This window comes from Pseudomonas sp. SF2 (assembly GCF_036858055.1).
Taxonomy (GTDB): Bacteria; Pseudomonadota; Gammaproteobacteria; order Pseudomonadales; family Pseudomonadaceae; genus Aquipseudomonas.
The window spans coordinates 1-16,299 of the sequence record NZ_JAMBDI010000025.1 but is presented as its reverse complement, the minus strand read 5'-3'; the positions used below and the strand labels follow the sequence as shown (position 1 = coordinate 16,299).

Below are 16,299 nucleotides of genomic sequence, written 5' to 3'. Positions count from 1 at the left end.
ACCCGCTCCCACAGGGCCGCGAAGCGGCCCCCTGCGGTCTACCTGACCGACCCTAGGTTTGCCTCACTCATATCCAGCTCCCCCAGCACCTGCCGCACCACTTCATCCCCCACCAGATGCTTGCGGTGCAGCTCATACAGCTCCAGCCGCTGAGCCCGTAGCGCACGCAGGCGCAAACGCCGCTCCAGCAAATCCATCTGTTCAGCCAGGGCCTTGGCCTCGGCGCTGTCGTTGTAGCTGTCCAGCTCATCCCGGTACTCAGCCATCAAGCGCGCCTTCAACTCGGTTGCCAAGGTCGCCTGCGCGGCATCCTGTGGCGCATTGCTGTCGATCACTTCCTCTGCCTCCAGCGCATGGATTGCCGCCTCGGCCGTGCGCCGCCAGGCCTCCTGCACTTCCTGGTGCAAACGCTCGTCCGGGCTCTTGGTCACCCCGCGCAGCAGCAGCGGCAGCGCGATACAGGCACTGATCAACGACAGCAGGATCACCCCGGCCGCAATGAAGATCAGCAGGTCACGCTCCGGGAAGGCCTTGCCTGCTCCCATCAGCAACGGGATCGACATCACGCCGGCCAGGGTGACCGCACCACGCACACCGCCCAGGGTCAGCAACCAGCAGGAACGCGCCGTGGGCATCAGCACCAGCGCCGGCTTGCCGCGCCAGCGGCGTACCACACCGATCGAGCGCCAGATGCTCTGCACCCAGATGAACCGCAGCAAGATCAGCGCCACAAAGATCGCCACCACGTCCAGGCAGCGCCAGGCCAGGGTCGGCCAGACGGTGGGTTCATGGCTGACCACGGCCTTGATGATGTCCGGCAGTTGCAGGCCCAGCAGCAGGAAGATCAGACCGTTGAAAGCGAACTCCAGCAGCGACCACACGCTGCGGTTGAGCAGGCGCGTACTGGTCTGCCGTGGCAGCAGGTCGAGCCAGCTCTGCATCATGCCGGCCGCCACCGCCGAAAGAATGCCCGACACACCCAGGCGCTCGGCCAGTACGTAGGCAGCGAACGGCAGCAGTAACATGAACACCACGTGGGTGGCCGGGTCGTCCCAGCCGCGGGCGATCATCCACGCGCGCAAGCGGCCGATCAACCAGCTCAGGGCCACACCCACCGCCAGGCCGCCCAGGGCGACCAGAACGAAGCTGAAGCTGGCGTCGGTCAGCGAGAATACCCCGGTGATCGCCGCTGCCAGGGCGAACTTGAAGGTCACCAGGCCCGAGGCATCGTTCATCAGGGCCTCGCCCTGGAGCATGTGCATCAGCGGGGTGGGCAGGCGGTCCTGGGTAATGGCCGAAACCGCCACGGCGTCGGTCGGCGACAACACGGCAGCCAGGGCGAAGGCCACTGGCAGCGGGATGCTCGGCAGCAGCCAGTGAATGAAGTAACCGGCTCCGACCACGGTAAACAGCACCAGGCCCACGGCCAGCGCTACCACCGGCCCGCGAATGCGCCACAACTCGCGCTTGGGAATGCGCCAGCCGTCGGCGAACAGCAACGGCGGCAGGAACAGGAACAGGAACAACTCGGGGTCCAGGGCCACATGCAGGCCCAGCGTCGGCCACGCGAGCAAGGCGCCGGCGGCGATCTGTACCAGCGGCAAGGGCAGCGGAATCATGCGGCCGACCAGCTTCGACACGCTGACCAGCGTCAGCAGGATGAGGACGGTGTAGGCGGACTGCATCCGGGAAAGCTTCCTTTGTGAACCAGAAACGACAACAAGGCGAAACATCGCCATTGAAACAATATGTTAGCGGCGATGGGCGATTCGGGGCCGCTGCACGATAGTCGCAGGTGGCGGATGAATATGTAACATGATGATACCCAGCACGTGACTGACGTTGGCGAGCATCTTGCGCTAGTCAGGCTTGAACTGCTGGGATCCCGTCGTATAATCAACCTTAACGAATAACGTTAAGCATTCAGCCTCATGATTCGAAGCTTTAGCTGTGCCGACACGGAAGCACTTTTTACTCATGGAAAGACACGGCGTTGGTCAGATATCAAGTCAGTTGCGGAACGCAAACTGGCCATGCTCGATGCCGCAACAGAGCTGCGAGACCTTCGGTCGCCACCTGGCAACCGTCTCGAGGCATTGAGCGGCAACCGAGCAGGCCAGCACAGTATCCGTGTCAATGACCAATGGCGCCTGTGCTTTATCTGGACCGACAACGGGCCGATTAACGTTGAAATTGTCGATTACCACTGAGGTGCATCATGCTCAAGAACGGTATGCGTCCGATTCATCCCGGAGAAGTCCTGCGTGAGGACTTCCAGAAAGAGATGGGTTTCAGCGCCGCGGCACTGGCCCGGGCGCTAGGGGTTGCCACACCAACCGTCAACAACATCCTGCGTGAACGGGGCGGTGTTTCCGCCGACATGGCGCTGCGCCTGTCCATCTGCCTGGACACCACCCCCGAGTTCTGGCTCAACCTGCAGACCGCCTTCGATCTGCGCACCGCTGAACAGCAACACGGTGACAAGATCATCGGTTCGGTACAGCGCCTGGTCGCTTGAGACATACCTTGATCAGTAAACATGGGCACCACGGGCGTGGCGCCGCGAGGATCGTTCCCGCATAATCCCGCGACTGAAATCGGAAAACGGAGAGGTTGGGGCCGCCTGTGATCCCCAATGCACACAATGACCTACACGCTCTACGGCATCAAAGCCTGTGACACCATGAAGAAGGCACGTACCTGGCTCGAAGACCAGGCCATTGCCTACGAATTCCACGACTACAAGACCCAAGGCATCGACCGTGACAGCCTGAACCGCTGGTGCGACGAACACGGCTGGGAAGTCATCCTCAACCGTGCCGGCACCACCTTCCGCAAGCTGGACGACGCCAGCAAGGCCGACCTCGACCAGGCCAAGGCCGTCGAGCTGATGCTGGCCCAGCCGTCGATGATCAAGCGCCCGGTGCTCGACCTTGGCGCGCGTACCCTGGTCGGCTTCAAGCCTGACCTGTACGCCGCTGCCCTGGCCTGAGCCCCTACCCTATTTCGCACGAGGTAATCACATGTCCAATACCCTGTTCAGCCTGGCCTTCGGTGTCGGCTCCCAGAACCGCCAGGGCGCCTGGCTGGAAGTGTTCTACGCACAACCGCTGCTCAACCCGAGCGCCGAACTGGTCGCCGCGGTAGCCCCTGTTCTCGGTTACCAAGGTGGCAACCAGGCCATCGCCTTCAGCAACGCCCAGGCCGCGCAACTGGCCGAAGCCGTGAAGGGTGTGGATGCCGCCCAGGCCGCCCTGCTGACCCGCCTGGCTGAAAGCCACAAGCCGCTGGTCGCCACCCTGCTGGCCGAAGACGCCGCGCTGACCTCGACCCCAGAGGCCTACCTCAAGCTGCACCTGCTGTCGCACCGCCTGGTCAAGCCGCACGGCCTGAGCCTGGCCGGCATCTTCCCGCTGCTGCCGAACGTGGCCTGGACCAACCAGGGCGCGGTCGACCTGGCCGAACTGGCCGAACTGCAACTGGAAGCGCGCCTGAAGGGCGAGCTGCTGGAAGTGTTCTCGGTGGACAAGTTCCCGAAAATGACCGACTACGTGGTCCCGGCCGGCGTGCGTATCGCCGACACCGCCCGTGTGCGCCTGGGCGCCTACATCGGCGAAGGCACCACCATCATGCACGAAGGCTTCGTCAACTTTAACGCTGGCACCGAAGGCCCGGGCATGATCGAAGGCCGCGTTTCCGCTGGCGTGTTCGTCGGCAAGGGCTCGGACCTGGGCGGCGGCTGCTCGACCATGGGCACCCTGTCCGGCGGCGGCAACATCGTCATCAAGGTTGGCGAAGGCTGCCTGATCGGCGCCAACGCCGGTATCGGCATTCCGCTGGGTGACCGCAACACCGTCGAAGCCGGCCTGTACATCACCGCCGGTACCAAGGTGAACCTGCTGGACGAGAACAACCAGCTGGTCAAAGTGGTCAAGGCCCGTGACCTGGCCGGCCAGACCGACCTGCTGTTCCGCCGCAACTCGCTGAACGGCGCGGTGGAGTGCAAGACCCACAAGTCGGCCATCGAGCTGAACGAGGCGCTGCACGCGCACAACTGAGAATCCTTCAGCCCCTGTAAGCGCGAGCTTGCTCGCCAACAGCGGATTCTCAGCGTTTGAAATGTTAAGATCGGGTCTGGCACCACGCCAGACCCGATTTTCATTCCAGGCCCCGTGACCATGTTCCAGCCCTCCCCCTGGCGTGCCGATTTTCCCGCCATCGCCGCCCTGCAACGGCAACACCAGACCTACCTGGACAGCGCCGCCACCACCCAGAAGCCGCAAGCCCTGCTCGATGCCCTGAGCCATTACTATGGCCATGGCGCAGCCAACGTGCACCGAGCCCAGCACTTGCCCGGCGCACTGGCAACCCAGGCCTTCGAAACCAGCCGCGACAAGGTTGCCGCCTGGCTGAATGCGGCAGACTCGCGGCAGATCATCTTCACCCACGGCGCCACTTCGGCGCTGAACCTGCTGGCCTATGGCCTGGAACACCGCTTCGAGGCCGGTGACGAAATTGCCGTCAGTGCCCTGGAACACCATGCCAACCTGCTGCCCTGGCAACAGCTGGCGCGCCGGCGCAACCTGCGCCTGGTGGTGCTGCCGCTGGATGCCCATGGCCGCATCGACCTGGACCAGGCGCTGCAACTGATCGGCCCACGCACCCGGGTGCTGGCGGTGAGCCAGCTGTCCAACGTGCTGGGCACCTGGCAGCCACTGCCGGCGCTGCTGGCCCATGCCCGCGCCCAAGGCGCGCTGAGCGTGGTCGACGGTGCCCAGGGCGTGGTGCACGGCCGCCACGATGTGCAGCAGCTTGGCTGCGACTTCTATGTGTTCTCCAGCCACAAGCTGTACGGCCCGGAAGGCGTTGGCGTGCTGTACGGCCGCAGCCAGGCACTGGAACTGCTGCAGCACTGGCAGTTCGGCGGCGAGATGGTGCAACTGGCCGAGTACCACAGCGCCAGCTTCCGCCCGGCGCCACTGGGTTTCGAGGCAGGCACGCCGCCGATCGCCGGGGTGATCGGCCTGGGGGCAACCCTGGACTACCTGGCCAGCCTCGATGCTCAGGCGCTCGAAACCCATGAAGCCAGCCTGCACCAGCACCTGCTGCGTGGCCTGACAGACCGCGATGGTGTACGCATCCTCGGCACGCCACAGGCGGCCCTTGCCAGTTTCGTCATCGAAGGCGTGCACAACGCCGACATCGCCCACCTGCTGACCGAGCAAGGCATTGCCGTGCGTGCCGGGCACCACTGTGCCATGCCGCTGCTGAAGGGCCTGGGCCTGGAGGGCGCGATCCGCGTGTCCTTGGGGCTGTATAACGACAGCGATGACTTGCAGCGTTTCTTCGAGGCACTGGACCAGGGCCTGGAGCTGTTGCGATGACCCTGCCGGATCAGGCGCGCCAGGCGCTGGAAGCTTTCGAGCAGGGCAAGGGCTGGGAACAGCGTGCGCGGCTGCTGATGCAGTGGGGCGACCGGCTGGAACCGCTGGCTGACACCGAAAAGACCGAGGCCAACCGGGTGCATGGCTGCGAAAGCCTGGTATGGCTGGTGGCCGAGCAGGTTGAAGGGGTATGGCGCTTCAAGGCCAGTAGCGATGCGCGCTTGTTGCGTGGGCTGTTGGCGTTGTTGCTGGTGCGGGTGCAAGGGTTGGCCAATGAGGAACTGGCCGGGCTCGATCTGCGGGAGTGGTTCACTCAGCTAGGGCTGGAGCGCCAACTGTCGCCTTCGCGCAGCAATGGGCTGCATGCGGTGTTGCAGCGGATGGCGGAGCTGGCGTCTCCCCGCTAAATCGGTGCTGGCTTCTTCGCGGGTGAACCCGCTCCTACAGGATCCTCACCTTTCCTGAGAGAGATGTAGTACCTGTGGGAGCGGGTTTACCCGCGAAGAAGCCCACGCAGTCTATTCAGGCTTGACCCGCTCCGAAGGCCGCCGCGCCCCCGCCACCAGTTTTTCCACCGCCTTGCTCGCCGCCACCATGCCAAAGGTCGCGGTCACCATCATCACCGCGCCAAAGCCACCCGAGCAGTCCAGGCGCACGCCTTCGCCCACGAAGCTTTTCTGCAGGCAAACGCTGCCATCGCCCTTGGGGTAGCGCAGCTGTTCGCTGGAGAACACGCAGGGCACGCCATAGTTGCGGCTGACATTGCGCGAGAAGTTGTAGTCGCGGCGCAGGGTGGAACGCACCCGCGAGGCCAGCGGGTCGTTGAAGGTCTTGTTCAGGTCGGCGATCTGGATCTGTGTCGGGTCGATCTGCCCGCCGGCGCCACCCGTGGTGACGATGGCAATCTTGCGCCGCCGGCACCAGGCGATCAGTGCCGCCTTGGCCATGACGCTGTCGATGCAGTCGATCACACAATCGAGGTTCTCGGTGATGTACTCGACCATGGTGTCGCGGGTAACGAAGTCGGCCACGGCATGCACCGTGCACGCCGGGTTGATCGCCCGCAGGCGCTCGGCCATGACCTCGACCTTGGGCCGCCCCACCTGCCCTTCCAGGGCATGGGCCTGGCGGTTGGTGTTGCTGACGCACACGTCGTCGAGGTCAAACAGGGTGATCTCGCCCACGCCACTGCGGGCCAGCGCTTCCGCCGCCCACGAGCCTACCCCGCCAATACCGACCACGGCCACGTGGGCCTGGCCCAGACGGTGCAACCCCTGGTCGCCATACAGCCGGGCAACGCCGGCGAAGCGTGGATCTTCTGTGCTCATGCTCATACCCCAAAAAACCGGCGCGCATTATATGCCAGCGGGCCCATGGCCTGCATCGTTAGGAAAGACACTACCAACCCTGCTTTAATGTCCTATCACTTCGACACAAATGGACGACAATGTCTTCACGTAAATTCGGCCTGAACCTGGTTGTGGTCCTGGCCATCGCCGCGTTGTTCACCGGGTTCTGGGCGCTGATCAACCGCCCGGTTTCCGCCCCCGCCTGGCCAGAACAGATCTCTGGCTTCTCCTATTCACCGTTCCGCCTTGGCGAAAGCCCGCAGAAGGGCCAGTACCCCAGTGACGACGAGATGCGCCAGGACCTGGAGCAGTTGAGCAAACTGACCGACAGCATCCGTATCTACACCGTGGAGGGCACCCAGGCGGATATCCCGCGCCTGGCCGAGGAATTCGGCCTGCGGGTAACGCTGGGCATCTGGATCAGCCCGGACCTGGAGCGCAACGAGCGCGAAATCGCCACGGCCATCCAGCTGGCCAACACGTCGCGCAGCGTGGTGCGGGTGGTGGTCGGCAACGAGGCGCTGTTCCGTGAAGAAGTCACTCCGGAAAACCTGATCAAATACCTGGACCGGGTACGCGCAGCCGTCAAGGTGCCAGTGACCACCAGCGAGCAATGGCACATCTGGAAGGAAAACCCGCAGCTGGCCAAGCACGTCGACCTGATTGCCGCGCACATCCTGCCGTACTGGGAGTTCGTGCCGATGAAGGACTCGGTCGAGTTCGTACTCGACCGCGCCCGCGAGCTGAAACACCAGTTCCCGCGCAAACCCCTGCTGCTCTCGGAAGTCGGCTGGCCGAGCAACGGCCGCATGCGCGGCGGTGCCGATGCCACCCAGGCCGACCAGGCCATCTACCTGCGCACCTTGGTCAACACCCTCAATCGCCGTGGTTACAACTATTTCGTCATCGAAGCCTACGACCAGCCGTGGAAGGCCAGCGACGAAGGCTCGGTGGGCGCCTACTGGGGCGTGTACAACGCCGAACGCCAGCAGAAATTCAACTTCGACGGCCCGGTAGTGGCCATCCCGCAGTGGCGTGCCCTGGCGGTGGCCTCGGTGGTGCTGGCGATGATTGCCCTGATGGTGTTGTTCATCGACGGTTCGGCCCTGCGCCAGCGCGGCCGCACCTTCCTGACCTTCATCACCTTCCTGTGCGGGTCGGTGCTGGTTTGGATCGCCTACGACTACAGCCAGCAATACAGCACCTGGTTCAGCCTGACCGTGGGCGTGCTGCTGGCCCTCGGCGCGCTGGGCGTGTTCATCGTGCTGCTGACCGAGGCCCACGAACTGGCCGAGGCGGTATGGATACACAAGCGCCGGCGCGAGTTCCTGCCGGTGCAGGCCGACAGCGCCTACCGGCCCAAGGTATCGGTGCATGTGCCGTGCTACAACGAACCGCCCGAGATGGTGAAACAGACCCTCGATGCCCTGGCTGCGCTGGACTACCCCGACTACGAAGTGCTGGTGATCGACAACAACACCAAGGACCCGGCCGTGTGGGAGCCCCTCAAGGCCCATTGCGAGAAGCTCGGCGAGCGCTTCAGGTTCTTCCACGTCGCGCCCCTGGCCGGCTTCAAGGGCGGCGCGCTGAACTACCTGATCCCGCATACCGCCAAGGACGCCGAAGTGATCGCGGTGATCGACTCGGACTACTGCGTCGATCGCAACTGGCTCAAGCACATGGTGCCGCACTTCGCTGACCCGAAAATTGCCGTGGTGCAGTCGCCGCAGGACTACCGCGACCAGCACGAAAGCGCCTTCAAGAAGCTGTGCTACAGCGAGTACAAGGGCTTCTTCCACATCGGCATGGTCACCCGCAACGACCGTGACGCGATCATCCAGCACGGCACCATGACCATGACCCGGCGCAGCGTGCTGGAAGAGCTGGGCTGGGCCGAGTGGTGCATCTGCGAGGACGCCGAACTGGGCTTGCGGGTGTTCGAGAAAGGCCTGTCGGCCGCCTACGCCCACAACAGCTACGGCAAGGGCCTGATGCCCGATACCTTCATCGACTTCAAGAAGCAACGTTTCCGCTGGGCCTACGGCGCCATCCAGATCATCAAGCACCACGCCAGCGCCCTGCTGCGCGGCAAGGGCAGCGAGCTGACCCGCGGCCAGCGCTACCACTTCCTGGCCGGCTGGCTGCCGTGGATCGCCGATGGCATGAACATCTTCTTCACCATCGGCGCGCTGCTGTGGTCGGCGGCGATGATCATCGTGCCGCACCGGGTCGACCCGCCGTTGATGATCTTTGCCATTCCACCGCTGGCGCTGTTCTTCTTCAAGGTCGGCAAGATCGTCTTCCTCTACCGCCGCGCGGTGGGGGTGAACCTGAAGGATGCCTTTGCTGCGGCGCTGGCGGGGCTGGCGCTGTCGCATACCATCGCCAAGGCGGTGCTGTACGGGTTCTTCACCAGCAGCATGCCGTTCTTCCGCACACCGAAGAACGCCGACAGCCACGGGCTGCTGGTGGCGATTTCCGAAGCGCGGGAAGAGCTGTTCATCATGTTGCTGCTGTGGGGCGCGGCGCTGGGCATCTACCTGGTACAGGGGCTGCCGAGTTCGGACATGCGATTCTGGGTGGCGATGTTGCTGGTGCAGTCGTTGCCTTATGTGGCGGCGCTGGTGATGGCCTTCCTGTCGTCGCTGCCCAAGCCCGTAGAAAAGGCTGCCGAACCGCAACAGGCTTGAGATCCTGGAGGGGCGCTTTGCGCCCCTGTCGCGACACAAGGCCGCTCCCACAGATATTGCACACGCCTGATGGGCTGTGGTGATCCTGTGGGAGCGGCCTTGTGTCGCGACAGGGCCGCAAAGCGGCCCCAATGGCCCATCGGTTTGATATAAGATAACGCCCCTCAGATTTCCCGCCTTGCCCCGGAGTCCCCCATGACGGCCCCAGCCGAGCTCTCGCCTACCCTTCAACTGGCCTGCGACCTGATCCGTCGCCCCTCGGTCACCCCCGTCGACGCCGACTGCCAGGCGCAGATGATGAACCGCCTGGGCGCCGTGGGCTTCCAGCTCGAACCGATGCGCATCGAGGACGTCGACAACTTCTGGGCCACCCACGGCAGCCAGGACGGCCCGGTGCTGTGCTTCGCCGGCCACACCGACGTGGTCCCCACCGGCCCGGTGCAGCAATGGCAGCATGAGCCGTTCGAAGCGCTGATCGACGCCGACGGCATGCTCTGCGGCCGTGGCGCCGCCGACATGAAAGGCAGCCTGGCCTCCATGGTGATCGCCAGCGAGCGCTTCGTGCAGGACTACCCGGACCACCGCGGCAAGGTCGCGTTCCTGATCACCAGCGACGAGGAAGGCCCGGCCCACCATGGCACCAAGGCCGTGGTCGAGCGCCTGAAAGCACGCAACGAACGCCTGGACTGGTGCATCGTCGGCGAACCCTCCAGCACCACCCTGCTGGGTGACGTGGTCAAGAACGGCCGCCGTGGCTCGCTGGGCGCCAAGCTGACCGTGCGCGGCAAGCAGGGCCATGTGGCCTACCCGCACCTGGCGCGCAACCCGATCCACCTGGCCGCGCCGGCCCTGGCGGAACTGGCGGCCGAGCACTGGGACGAAGGCAATGCGTTCTTCCCGCCGACCAGCTTCCAGATCTCCAACCTCAATTCCGGCACCGGCGCCACCAATGTGGTCCCGGGCGAGCTGACCGCACTGTTCAACTTCCGTTTCTCCACCGAGTCGACCGTCGAAGGCCTGCAGGCGCGGGTGTCGGCGATCCTCGACAAGCACGAACTGGACTGGTCGATCGACTGGGCGCTGTCGGGCCTGCCGTTTCTCACCGAACCGGGCGAATTGCTGGACGCCGTCTCGGCCAGCATCAAGGGTGTCACCGGCCGCGACACCCAGCCGTCCACCAGCGGCGGTACCTCCGATGGCCGTTTCATCGCCACCATGGGTACCCAGGTGGTCGAACTCGGCCCGGTCAACGCCACCATCCACCAGGTGGATGAGCGGATCCTGGCCAGCGACCTCGACCTGCTGACCGAAATCTACTACCAGACCCTGGTCCGGTTGCTCGCCTGATGCTCACCTGCCCTCTTTGCCAGGCGCCGCTGAGCCGGCTCGACAACGGGGTGGTGTGCCCGGCCGGCCACCGCTTCGACCGCGCCCGCCAGGGTTACCTGAACCTGCTGCCGGTGCAGCACAAGAACAGCCGCGACCCGGGTGACAACCAGGCCATGGTCGAAGCCCGCCGCGACTTCCTCGACGCCGGCCACTACGCGCCGGTGGCGCGCCGCCTGGCCGAGCTGGCCGCCGAGCGCCAGCCCGGTGCCTGGCTGGACATCGGCTGTGGCGAGGGTTACTACACCGCGCAGATCGCCCAGGCCCTGCCGGCCGCCGACGGTTACGCCCTGGACATCTCCCGCGAGGCGGTCAAGCGTGCCTGCCGCCGCGCGCCCGAGGTCACCTGGATGGTCGCCAGCATGGCCCGCGTGCCGCTTGCCGACGCCAGCTGCCAGTTCATCGCCAGCGTGTTCAGCCCGCTGGACTGGGCCGAGGCCAAGCGCCTGCTCAGCCCCGGCGGCGGCCTGATGCGGGTCGGCCCCACCAGCGGCCACCTGATGGAATTGCGCGAAGTGCTCTACGATGAAGTACGCCCTTACGCCGACGACAAACACCTGGCCCTGGTCCCCGAAGGCATGGCCCATGCCCACAGCGAAACCCTGGAGTTCCGCCTGAGCCTGGCCGCGCCCAAGGCCCGCGCCGACCTGCTGGCCATGACCCCGCACGGCTGGCGTGCCAGTGCCGAAAAGCGTGCCCGGGTGATCGACCAGCCCGAGCCGTTCGAGGTCACGGTTTCCATGCGTTATGACTATTTCGTGCGCCAAGACTGAGCACACCCGGAGCCCTTATGCGCCAACCTGATATCGAGATCTACCTGAAGGACACCGACGTCGACCACAAGCAGATTGCCGAGTGGCTCGCCCAGGCGATCGGCCCGTGCAGCGAATGGAAGCAGAAAGGCCATACCTTCAAATGCCAGGCCGGTAACATTCCGGTCACCTGGCTACCCAAGGCTGTAGGGAAATGGAACAGCCTGTACCTGGAAAGCGACCAGACGCCATGGGCCGATGACGTCGCCTGCGCCCGCGCCGCATTTGCCGCACTGGGCGTGGAAGTGCGCTGCGCGCCGGGTGGCTGGGTGGAAGAAGATGGAGAAGAAGATGCCGACCGCTGGGTCCGCATCAGCGCCGACGGTGAAGAGGAAATCACCTGGCGCACCTGAATGCACTGCATTCTTTGTGGGAGCCCGGCTTGCCGCCGATGCAGGCAACACGGTGCCTGGCACCGGCTTCGCCGGTGATCGCCGGCAAGCCAGCTCCCACAACGAGCCTTACAGCATGAGGCTCAGAGGCCCACTACGTCCTCGGCTTGCAGGCCTTTCTGGCCCTGCACGCAGGCGTATTCCACCCGCTGTCCTTCGACCAGGGTACGATGCCCCTCACCGCGGATCGCCCGATAGTGGACGAACACATCCGCACCACCTTCGCGCTGAATGAAGCCGTAACCCTTGGCATCGTTGAACCACTTTACATTCCCAGTCTCACGAGACGACATCTGAACTACTCCGGATTTTTATTGTGAAGATCGCCTTGTAGACACAGGGGTCTGTTCCCTGTGTCGACGCCGCTTGCGTAAATATCTTGCAAGTGGCAGGCCGAGTATATGACACAGAACAAAAAAATTTGATGACTGTCGCGCCGTTCGGCGATTTTTGCTGAACTTGCGCGGATACGGCAGACTAATTGGCTGAATACCCACCTGAACATCACTCCCAGGGCACACACCCCATGACCCGTTCCCCCCTGCGCCGCCTGATCTTCGGCGCCCTGCGTCGCCTGTTGTACCTGTGGGTGCGCTCCGAGACCATCAACCAGTCCTCCCTGACCCTCAAGCTCGACCGCAGCCGCCCGGTGTTCTATGCCCTGCCCACGCCCGCGCTCACCGACCTGGCCGTGCTCGACCATGAATGCACCAAGGCGGGCCTGCCGCGCCCGGTGCTGCCGGTGGCGGTTGGCCCGCTGCAGGAACCGGCTGCCTTCTTTTACCTGACCCCGGACCCGGACTGGCTCGGCCGCCACGACAAGCGCGGCGCCCCGCCCACCCTGGAGCGTCTGGTCGCCGCCGTCAGCCAGCATGCCGAAGAGGATTCGCAGATCATTCCGGTCAGTGTGTTCTGGGGCCAGACCCCGGCCAGTGAATCCAGCCCGTGGAAGCTGCTGTTCGCCGACAGCTGGGCGGTTACCGGGCGCCTGCGCCGGCTGCTGACCGTGCTGATCCTCGGGCGCAAGACCCGGGTGCAGTTCTCCGCCCCCATCCACCTGCGCGAACTGGTGCAGCACAACAAGGGCCACGAGCGCACCGTGCGCATGGCCCAGCGCCTGATGCGCGTGCATTTTCGCAACCTCAAGACCGCTGTCATCGGCCCGGACATCTCGCACCGGCGCAACCTGGTCAAGGGCCTGATCCACGCGCCCCAGGTGCGACAGGCCATCGTCGATGAGGCGCAGCGCGAAAACCTGCCGCAGGCCAAGGCCGAAGCCCAGGCTCTGCGCTATGGCAACGAGATCGCCTCGGACTACACCTACACCGCCATCCGCTTCCTCGAAGTGGTGCTGAGCTGGTTCTGGAACAAGATCTACGACGGCATCAAGGTCAACCACATCGAGCAGGTGCAGGGCATCGCACCCGGCCACGAAGTGATCTACGTACCGTGCCACCGCAGTCACATCGACTACCTGCTGCTTTCGTACCTGCTGTTCCGCAACGGCCTGACCCCGCCGCACGTGGCCGCGGGCATCAACCTCAACATGCCGTTGGTGGGTAACCTGCTGCGCCGTGGCGGCGCCTTCTTCATGCGCCGCACGTTCAAGGGCAACCCGTTGTACACCGCGGTGTTCAACGAATACCTGCACACCCTGTACACCAAGGGCTTTCCGGTCGAGTACTTCGTCGAAGGCGGTCGCTCGCGCACCGGGCGCATGCTGCAGCCACGCACCGGGATGCTGGCCATTACCCTGCGCAGCTTCCTGCGCTCGTCGCGCACGCCGATCGTGTTCGTGCCGGTGTACATCGGCTACGAGCGCGTGCTCGAAGGCCGCACCTACCTGGGCGAGCTGCGCGGTGCCAGCAAGAAGAAGGAGTCGATCTTCGACATCTTCAAGGTGTTCGGGGCGCTCAAGCAGCGCTTTGGCCAGGTATACGTGAACTTCGGCGAACCGATCCGCCTGGCCGGCTTCCTCGACCAGCAACAGCCCGGCTGGCGTGAACAGGACCACGGCCCGCAATACCGCCCGGACTGGCTCAACGCCACCACCACCCGCCTGGGCGAAACCGTGGCCCGCCATCTCAACGAGGCGGCCGCGATCAACCCGGTCAACCTGGTGGCCCTGGCGCTGCTGTCCACCAGCCGCCTGGCCCTGGACGAACGCGCCCTGACCCGCGTACTCGACCTGTACCTGGCCTTGCTGCGCCAGGTGCCCTACTCGCCGCACACCACCCTGCCCGACGGCGACGGCCAGGCGCTGATCGAACACGTGCGCAGCATGAACCTGGTGGCCGAGCAGAAGGACGCCCTGGGCCGCATCCTGTACCTGGATGAAGGCAATGCGGTACTGATGACCTATTACCGCAACAACGTGCTGCACATCTTCGCCCTGCCAGCGCTGCTGGCCAGCTTCTTCCTCAGCAGCTCGCGCATGAGCCGCGAACTGCTGGGGCAGTATGTGCACGCGCTGTACCCCTACCTGCAGGCCGAACTGTTCCTGCGCTGGGCGCCGGAGCAACTGGACGCGGTGATTGACCAATGGCTGGCAGCGCTGGTCGAGCAAGGGCTGCTGCGCCAGGACGACGACACTTACATTCGCCCGGCGCCCAGCTCGCGGCAGTTCGTGTTGCTGACCCTGCTCGCCCGCACCATCACCCAGACCCTGCAGCGCTTCTACATGGCCACCTCACTGCTGCTGAACAGTGGGCAGAACAGCCTCAGCGCCGAAGAACTGGAAGACCTGTGCGTGATGATGGCCCAGCGTCTGTCGATCCTGCACGGCCTGAACGCCCCGGAGTTCTTCGACAAGACCCTGTTCCGCCACTTCATCCAGACCCTGGTCGAGCAAGGCGTGCTGCATGCAGATGCCCAGGGCAAGCTGGGTTATCACGACAAGCTGGGCGAGCTGGCTGAAGGCGTGGCCAAGCGCGTGCTGTCGGCCGAACTACGCCTGTCGATCCGCCAGGTGGCATTGCACCGTGAAGACGGCCTGGAAACTTCCACCATCTGAGGCTTTATCAGCCGGGGAAATCCGCTAAAGTCCCTGGGGTTGGCCACAAGCCAGCTCCAAGGACACCGGAGACCCCATGAAAAAGCTCTTTATGCTGTGTTGCGCATCCTTGCTCGCAGCCTGCTCCAGCCAAACCCCATCCACCCAGGCCAGCCTGGACGGTGAAGTCTTCTACCTGCAGCGTATTGCCCTGCCGCCTGCCGCTACCTTGAGCGTGGAACTGCAGGATGTTTCGCTGATGGATGCCCCTGCCGTGACCCTGGCCCGCCAGGCCGGCCCGGTCAAAGGCAACGTACCGCTGCCATTCCACCTCACCTACGACCCGGCCCAGGTCAAGCCCGGCCACCGCTATGCGGTAAGCGCGCGCATCGAGCTGGACGGCAAGCTGCTGTTCATCAACACCGAACACCACGGCGTCATGCTCGACGGCAGTGACCCACAGCCTGTGCGGATCAAGGTCGATCCGGTCCGCTGATACCCGTATTCATCTGTTTACAAGGAAAGCTTCATGATCCGCACCTCCCTGCGCTTCACCACTCTGTGCGCCGGCCTGCTGCTGTCGGCCAGCGCCCTGGCCCTGTCGCTGGGCGACCTGACCCAGAAAGACGCCACCGGCGGCCTGAAAGATGCCCTGACCCAGGGCGCACAACTGGCCGTCAAGCAACTGAGCACCCCGGGCGGCTTCAGCAACAACCCGGACGTGCGCATCGAACTGCCTGGCAACCTGGGCAAGGCCGCCAAGGCGATGAAGATGTTCGGCAAAGGTGAACAGGTCGAAGCCCTGGAAACCAGCATGAACAAGGCCGCCGAGGCTGCCGTGCCGCAGGCCCAGGCGATTCTCGTGGATGCCGTGAAGAACATGAGCGTGACCGATGCCAAGGGCATTCTCAGCGGCGGTGACGACTCGGCCACCCAGTACCTGAACAAGAGCAGCCGCGAGCAGATCCGCGCCAAGTTCCTGCCGATCGTCAAGCAGGCTACCGACAAGGTTGGCCTGGCTCAGCAGTACAACAACTTTGCCGGGCAGGCCGTGGCGTTGGGTGTGGTCGATGCCAAGAGCGCCAGCATCGAGAACTACGTGACTGAAAAGGCACTGGATGGCCTGTTCGAGATGATCGGCAAGCAGGAGCAGAGCATTCGCCAGAACCCGGCTGAAGCGGCCACCAGCCTGGCCAAGAAGGTTTTCGGCGCCCTCTGAGGGCCCTGGGGGCTGCTTTGCAGCCCATCGCGACACAAGGCCGCTCCTACACCCTGAACTGCGCCCCTGATGTTG

The 16,299-nt window shown here is 64.5% G+C and carries 16 protein-coding genes; 13 read left to right on the top strand and 3 right to left on the bottom strand.

The annotated features are described in order from the left end of the window. Positions 1-38 precede the first annotated feature (38 nt). A complete protein-coding gene (locus M2S36_RS15860) occupies positions 39-1,685 on the bottom strand; it encodes a Na+/H+ antiporter (protein WP_207829462.1) in 1,647 nt (548 codons plus the stop codon). Positions 1,686-1,931: 246 nt separating this feature from the next. Between M2S36_RS15860 and M2S36_RS15855 the strand changes: the two genes are divergently transcribed. The 6 genes from M2S36_RS15855 to M2S36_RS15830 all read left to right on the top strand — a co-directional run bounded on the left by M2S36_RS15855 (position 1,932) and on the right by M2S36_RS15830 (position 5,791). After that, positions 1,932-2,210, top strand: coding sequence for a type II toxin-antitoxin system RelE/ParE family toxin (locus M2S36_RS15855; RefSeq protein WP_082810539.1), 279 nt, complete (start codon positions 1,932-1,934; stop codon positions 2,208-2,210). Positions 2,211-2,218: 8 nt separating this feature from the next. Beyond that, entirely contained in the window at positions 2,219-2,518 is a 300-nt protein-coding gene (gene graA, locus M2S36_RS15850; protein ID WP_207829464.1) for a type II toxin-antitoxin system antitoxin GraA, read from the top strand. Positions 2,519-2,644: 126 nt separating this feature from the next. Next, positions 2,645-2,992 carry an ArsC family reductase gene (locus tag M2S36_RS15845; protein ID WP_075043977.1) on the top strand — a complete coding sequence of 116 codons (348 nt, stop codon included), beginning with the start codon at positions 2,645-2,647 and terminating at the stop codon, positions 2,990-2,992. Between the two features lie 31 nt (positions 2,993-3,023). Continuing rightward, the gene (dapD, locus tag M2S36_RS15840) at positions 3,024-4,058 is read left to right on the top strand and encodes a 2,3,4,5-tetrahydropyridine-2,6-dicarboxylate N-succinyltransferase (RefSeq protein ID WP_063911503.1); all 1,035 of its coding nucleotides are present in this window, start codon (positions 3,024-3,026) and stop codon (positions 4,056-4,058) included. Between the two features lie 120 nt (positions 4,059-4,178). Then, the gene (locus tag M2S36_RS15835; protein ID WP_207829465.1) at positions 4,179-5,384 is read left to right on the top strand and encodes a cysteine desulfurase; all 1,206 of its coding nucleotides are present in this window, start codon (positions 4,179-4,181) and stop codon (positions 5,382-5,384) included. After that, the gene (locus M2S36_RS15830; protein WP_333957444.1) at positions 5,381-5,791 is read left to right on the top strand and encodes a SufE family protein; all 411 of its coding nucleotides are present in this window, start codon (positions 5,381-5,383) and stop codon (positions 5,789-5,791) included. Before M2S36_RS15835 ends, M2S36_RS15830 begins: the two co-directional genes overlap by 4 nt. A 111-nt stretch (positions 5,792-5,902) precedes the next feature. On the opposite strand, the gene tcdA is transcribed toward M2S36_RS15830, so the two are convergent. Next, positions 5,903-6,712: a tRNA cyclic N6-threonylcarbamoyladenosine(37) synthase TcdA gene (gene tcdA / locus M2S36_RS15825; protein WP_166674220.1), complete on the bottom strand. Its 810-nt coding sequence runs from the start codon at positions 6,710-6,712 to the stop codon at positions 5,903-5,905. A gap of 119 nt (positions 6,713-6,831) precedes the next feature. Between tcdA and M2S36_RS15820 the strand changes: the two genes are divergently transcribed. The 4 genes from M2S36_RS15820 to M2S36_RS15805 all read left to right on the top strand — a co-directional run bounded on the left by M2S36_RS15820 (position 6,832) and on the right by M2S36_RS15805 (position 11,974). Further along, a complete protein-coding gene (locus tag M2S36_RS15820) occupies positions 6,832-9,423 on the top strand; it encodes a glycosyltransferase (protein ID WP_207829472.1) in 2,592 nt (863 codons plus the stop codon). Positions 9,424-9,618: 195 nt separating this feature from the next. Beyond that, on the top strand, positions 9,619-10,770 hold the full coding sequence (dapE, locus tag M2S36_RS15815) for a succinyl-diaminopimelate desuccinylase (RefSeq protein ID WP_013971240.1): 1,152 nt from the start codon (positions 9,619-9,621) through the stop codon (positions 10,768-10,770). Beyond that, positions 10,770-11,582, top strand: coding sequence for a putative RNA methyltransferase (locus M2S36_RS15810; RefSeq protein WP_182329135.1), 813 nt, complete (start codon positions 10,770-10,772; stop codon positions 11,580-11,582). The genes dapE and M2S36_RS15810 overlap by 1 nt, the downstream gene beginning before the upstream one ends. A 17-nt stretch (positions 11,583-11,599) precedes the next feature. Then, on the top strand, positions 11,600-11,974 hold the full coding sequence (locus M2S36_RS15805) for a hypothetical protein (RefSeq protein WP_063911497.1): 375 nt from the start codon (positions 11,600-11,602) through the stop codon (positions 11,972-11,974). 122 nt (positions 11,975-12,096) lie between these two features. Here the strand turns inward: M2S36_RS15805 and M2S36_RS15800 are convergent, their stop codons facing one another. Further along, positions 12,097-12,306, bottom strand: a complete 210-nt coding sequence (locus M2S36_RS15800) for a cold-shock protein (RefSeq protein WP_003252255.1) — start codon at positions 12,304-12,306, stop codon at positions 12,097-12,099. A gap of 233 nt (positions 12,307-12,539) precedes the next feature. Between M2S36_RS15800 and plsB the strand changes: the two genes are divergently transcribed. From plsB to M2S36_RS15785, 3 genes are all read left to right on the top strand, one after another. After that, positions 12,540-15,026 (top strand): glycerol-3-phosphate 1-O-acyltransferase PlsB, encoded by a 2,487-nt coding sequence (gene plsB, locus M2S36_RS15795; RefSeq protein ID WP_333957437.1) that lies wholly within the window; start codon positions 12,540-12,542, stop codon positions 15,024-15,026. A gap of 76 nt (positions 15,027-15,102) precedes the next feature. Further along, the gene (locus tag M2S36_RS15790; RefSeq protein ID WP_087501379.1) at positions 15,103-15,501 is read left to right on the top strand and encodes a YbaY family lipoprotein; all 399 of its coding nucleotides are present in this window, start codon (positions 15,103-15,105) and stop codon (positions 15,499-15,501) included. Between the two features lie 33 nt (positions 15,502-15,534). Further along, on the top strand, positions 15,535-16,224 hold the full coding sequence (locus tag M2S36_RS15785) for a DUF4197 domain-containing protein (protein ID WP_028699975.1): 690 nt from the start codon (positions 15,535-15,537) through the stop codon (positions 16,222-16,224). Positions 16,225-16,299 lie beyond the last annotated feature (75 nt).

Bases quoted from the DNA above. Each gene is read 5' to 3' on its own strand.
- M2S36_RS15845 (WP_075043977.1), top strand. From the start codon at position 2,645: ATGACCTACACGCTCTACGGCATCAAAGCCTGTGACACCATGAAGAAG.
- M2S36_RS15790 (WP_087501379.1), top strand. From the start codon at position 15,103: ATGAAAAAGCTCTTTATGCTGTGTTGCGCATCCTTGCTCGCAGCCTGC.
- M2S36_RS15830 (WP_333957444.1), top strand. From the start codon at position 5,381: ATGACCCTGCCGGATCAGGCGCGCCAGGCGCTGGAAGCTTTCGAGCAG.
- dapD (WP_063911503.1), top strand. From the start codon at position 3,024: ATGTCCAATACCCTGTTCAGCCTGGCCTTCGGTGTCGGCTCCCAGAAC.
- M2S36_RS15800 (WP_003252255.1), bottom strand. From the start codon at position 12,306: ATGTCGTCTCGTGAGACTGGGAATGTAAAGTGGTTCAACGATGCCAAG.
- graA (WP_207829464.1), top strand. From the start codon at position 2,219: ATGCTCAAGAACGGTATGCGTCCGATTCATCCCGGAGAAGTCCTGCGT.
- M2S36_RS15805 (WP_063911497.1), top strand. From the start codon at position 11,600: ATGCGCCAACCTGATATCGAGATCTACCTGAAGGACACCGACGTCGAC.
- tcdA (WP_166674220.1), bottom strand. From the start codon at position 6,712: ATGAGCACAGAAGATCCACGCTTCGCCGGCGTTGCCCGGCTGTATGGC.
- M2S36_RS15785 (WP_028699975.1), top strand. From the start codon at position 15,535: ATGATCCGCACCTCCCTGCGCTTCACCACTCTGTGCGCCGGCCTGCTG.
- M2S36_RS15820 (WP_207829472.1), top strand. From the start codon at position 6,832: ATGTCTTCACGTAAATTCGGCCTGAACCTGGTTGTGGTCCTGGCCATC.
- M2S36_RS15835 (WP_207829465.1), top strand. From the start codon at position 4,179: ATGTTCCAGCCCTCCCCCTGGCGTGCCGATTTTCCCGCCATCGCCGCC.
- dapE (WP_013971240.1), top strand. From the start codon at position 9,619: ATGACGGCCCCAGCCGAGCTCTCGCCTACCCTTCAACTGGCCTGCGAC.
- M2S36_RS15855 (WP_082810539.1), top strand. From the start codon at position 1,932: ATGATTCGAAGCTTTAGCTGTGCCGACACGGAAGCACTTTTTACTCAT.
- M2S36_RS15860 (WP_207829462.1), bottom strand. From the start codon at position 1,685: ATGCAGTCCGCCTACACCGTCCTCATCCTGCTGACGCTGGTCAGCGTG.
- M2S36_RS15810 (WP_182329135.1), top strand. From the start codon at position 10,770: ATGCTCACCTGCCCTCTTTGCCAGGCGCCGCTGAGCCGGCTCGACAAC.
- plsB (WP_333957437.1), top strand. From the start codon at position 12,540: ATGACCCGTTCCCCCCTGCGCCGCCTGATCTTCGGCGCCCTGCGTCGC.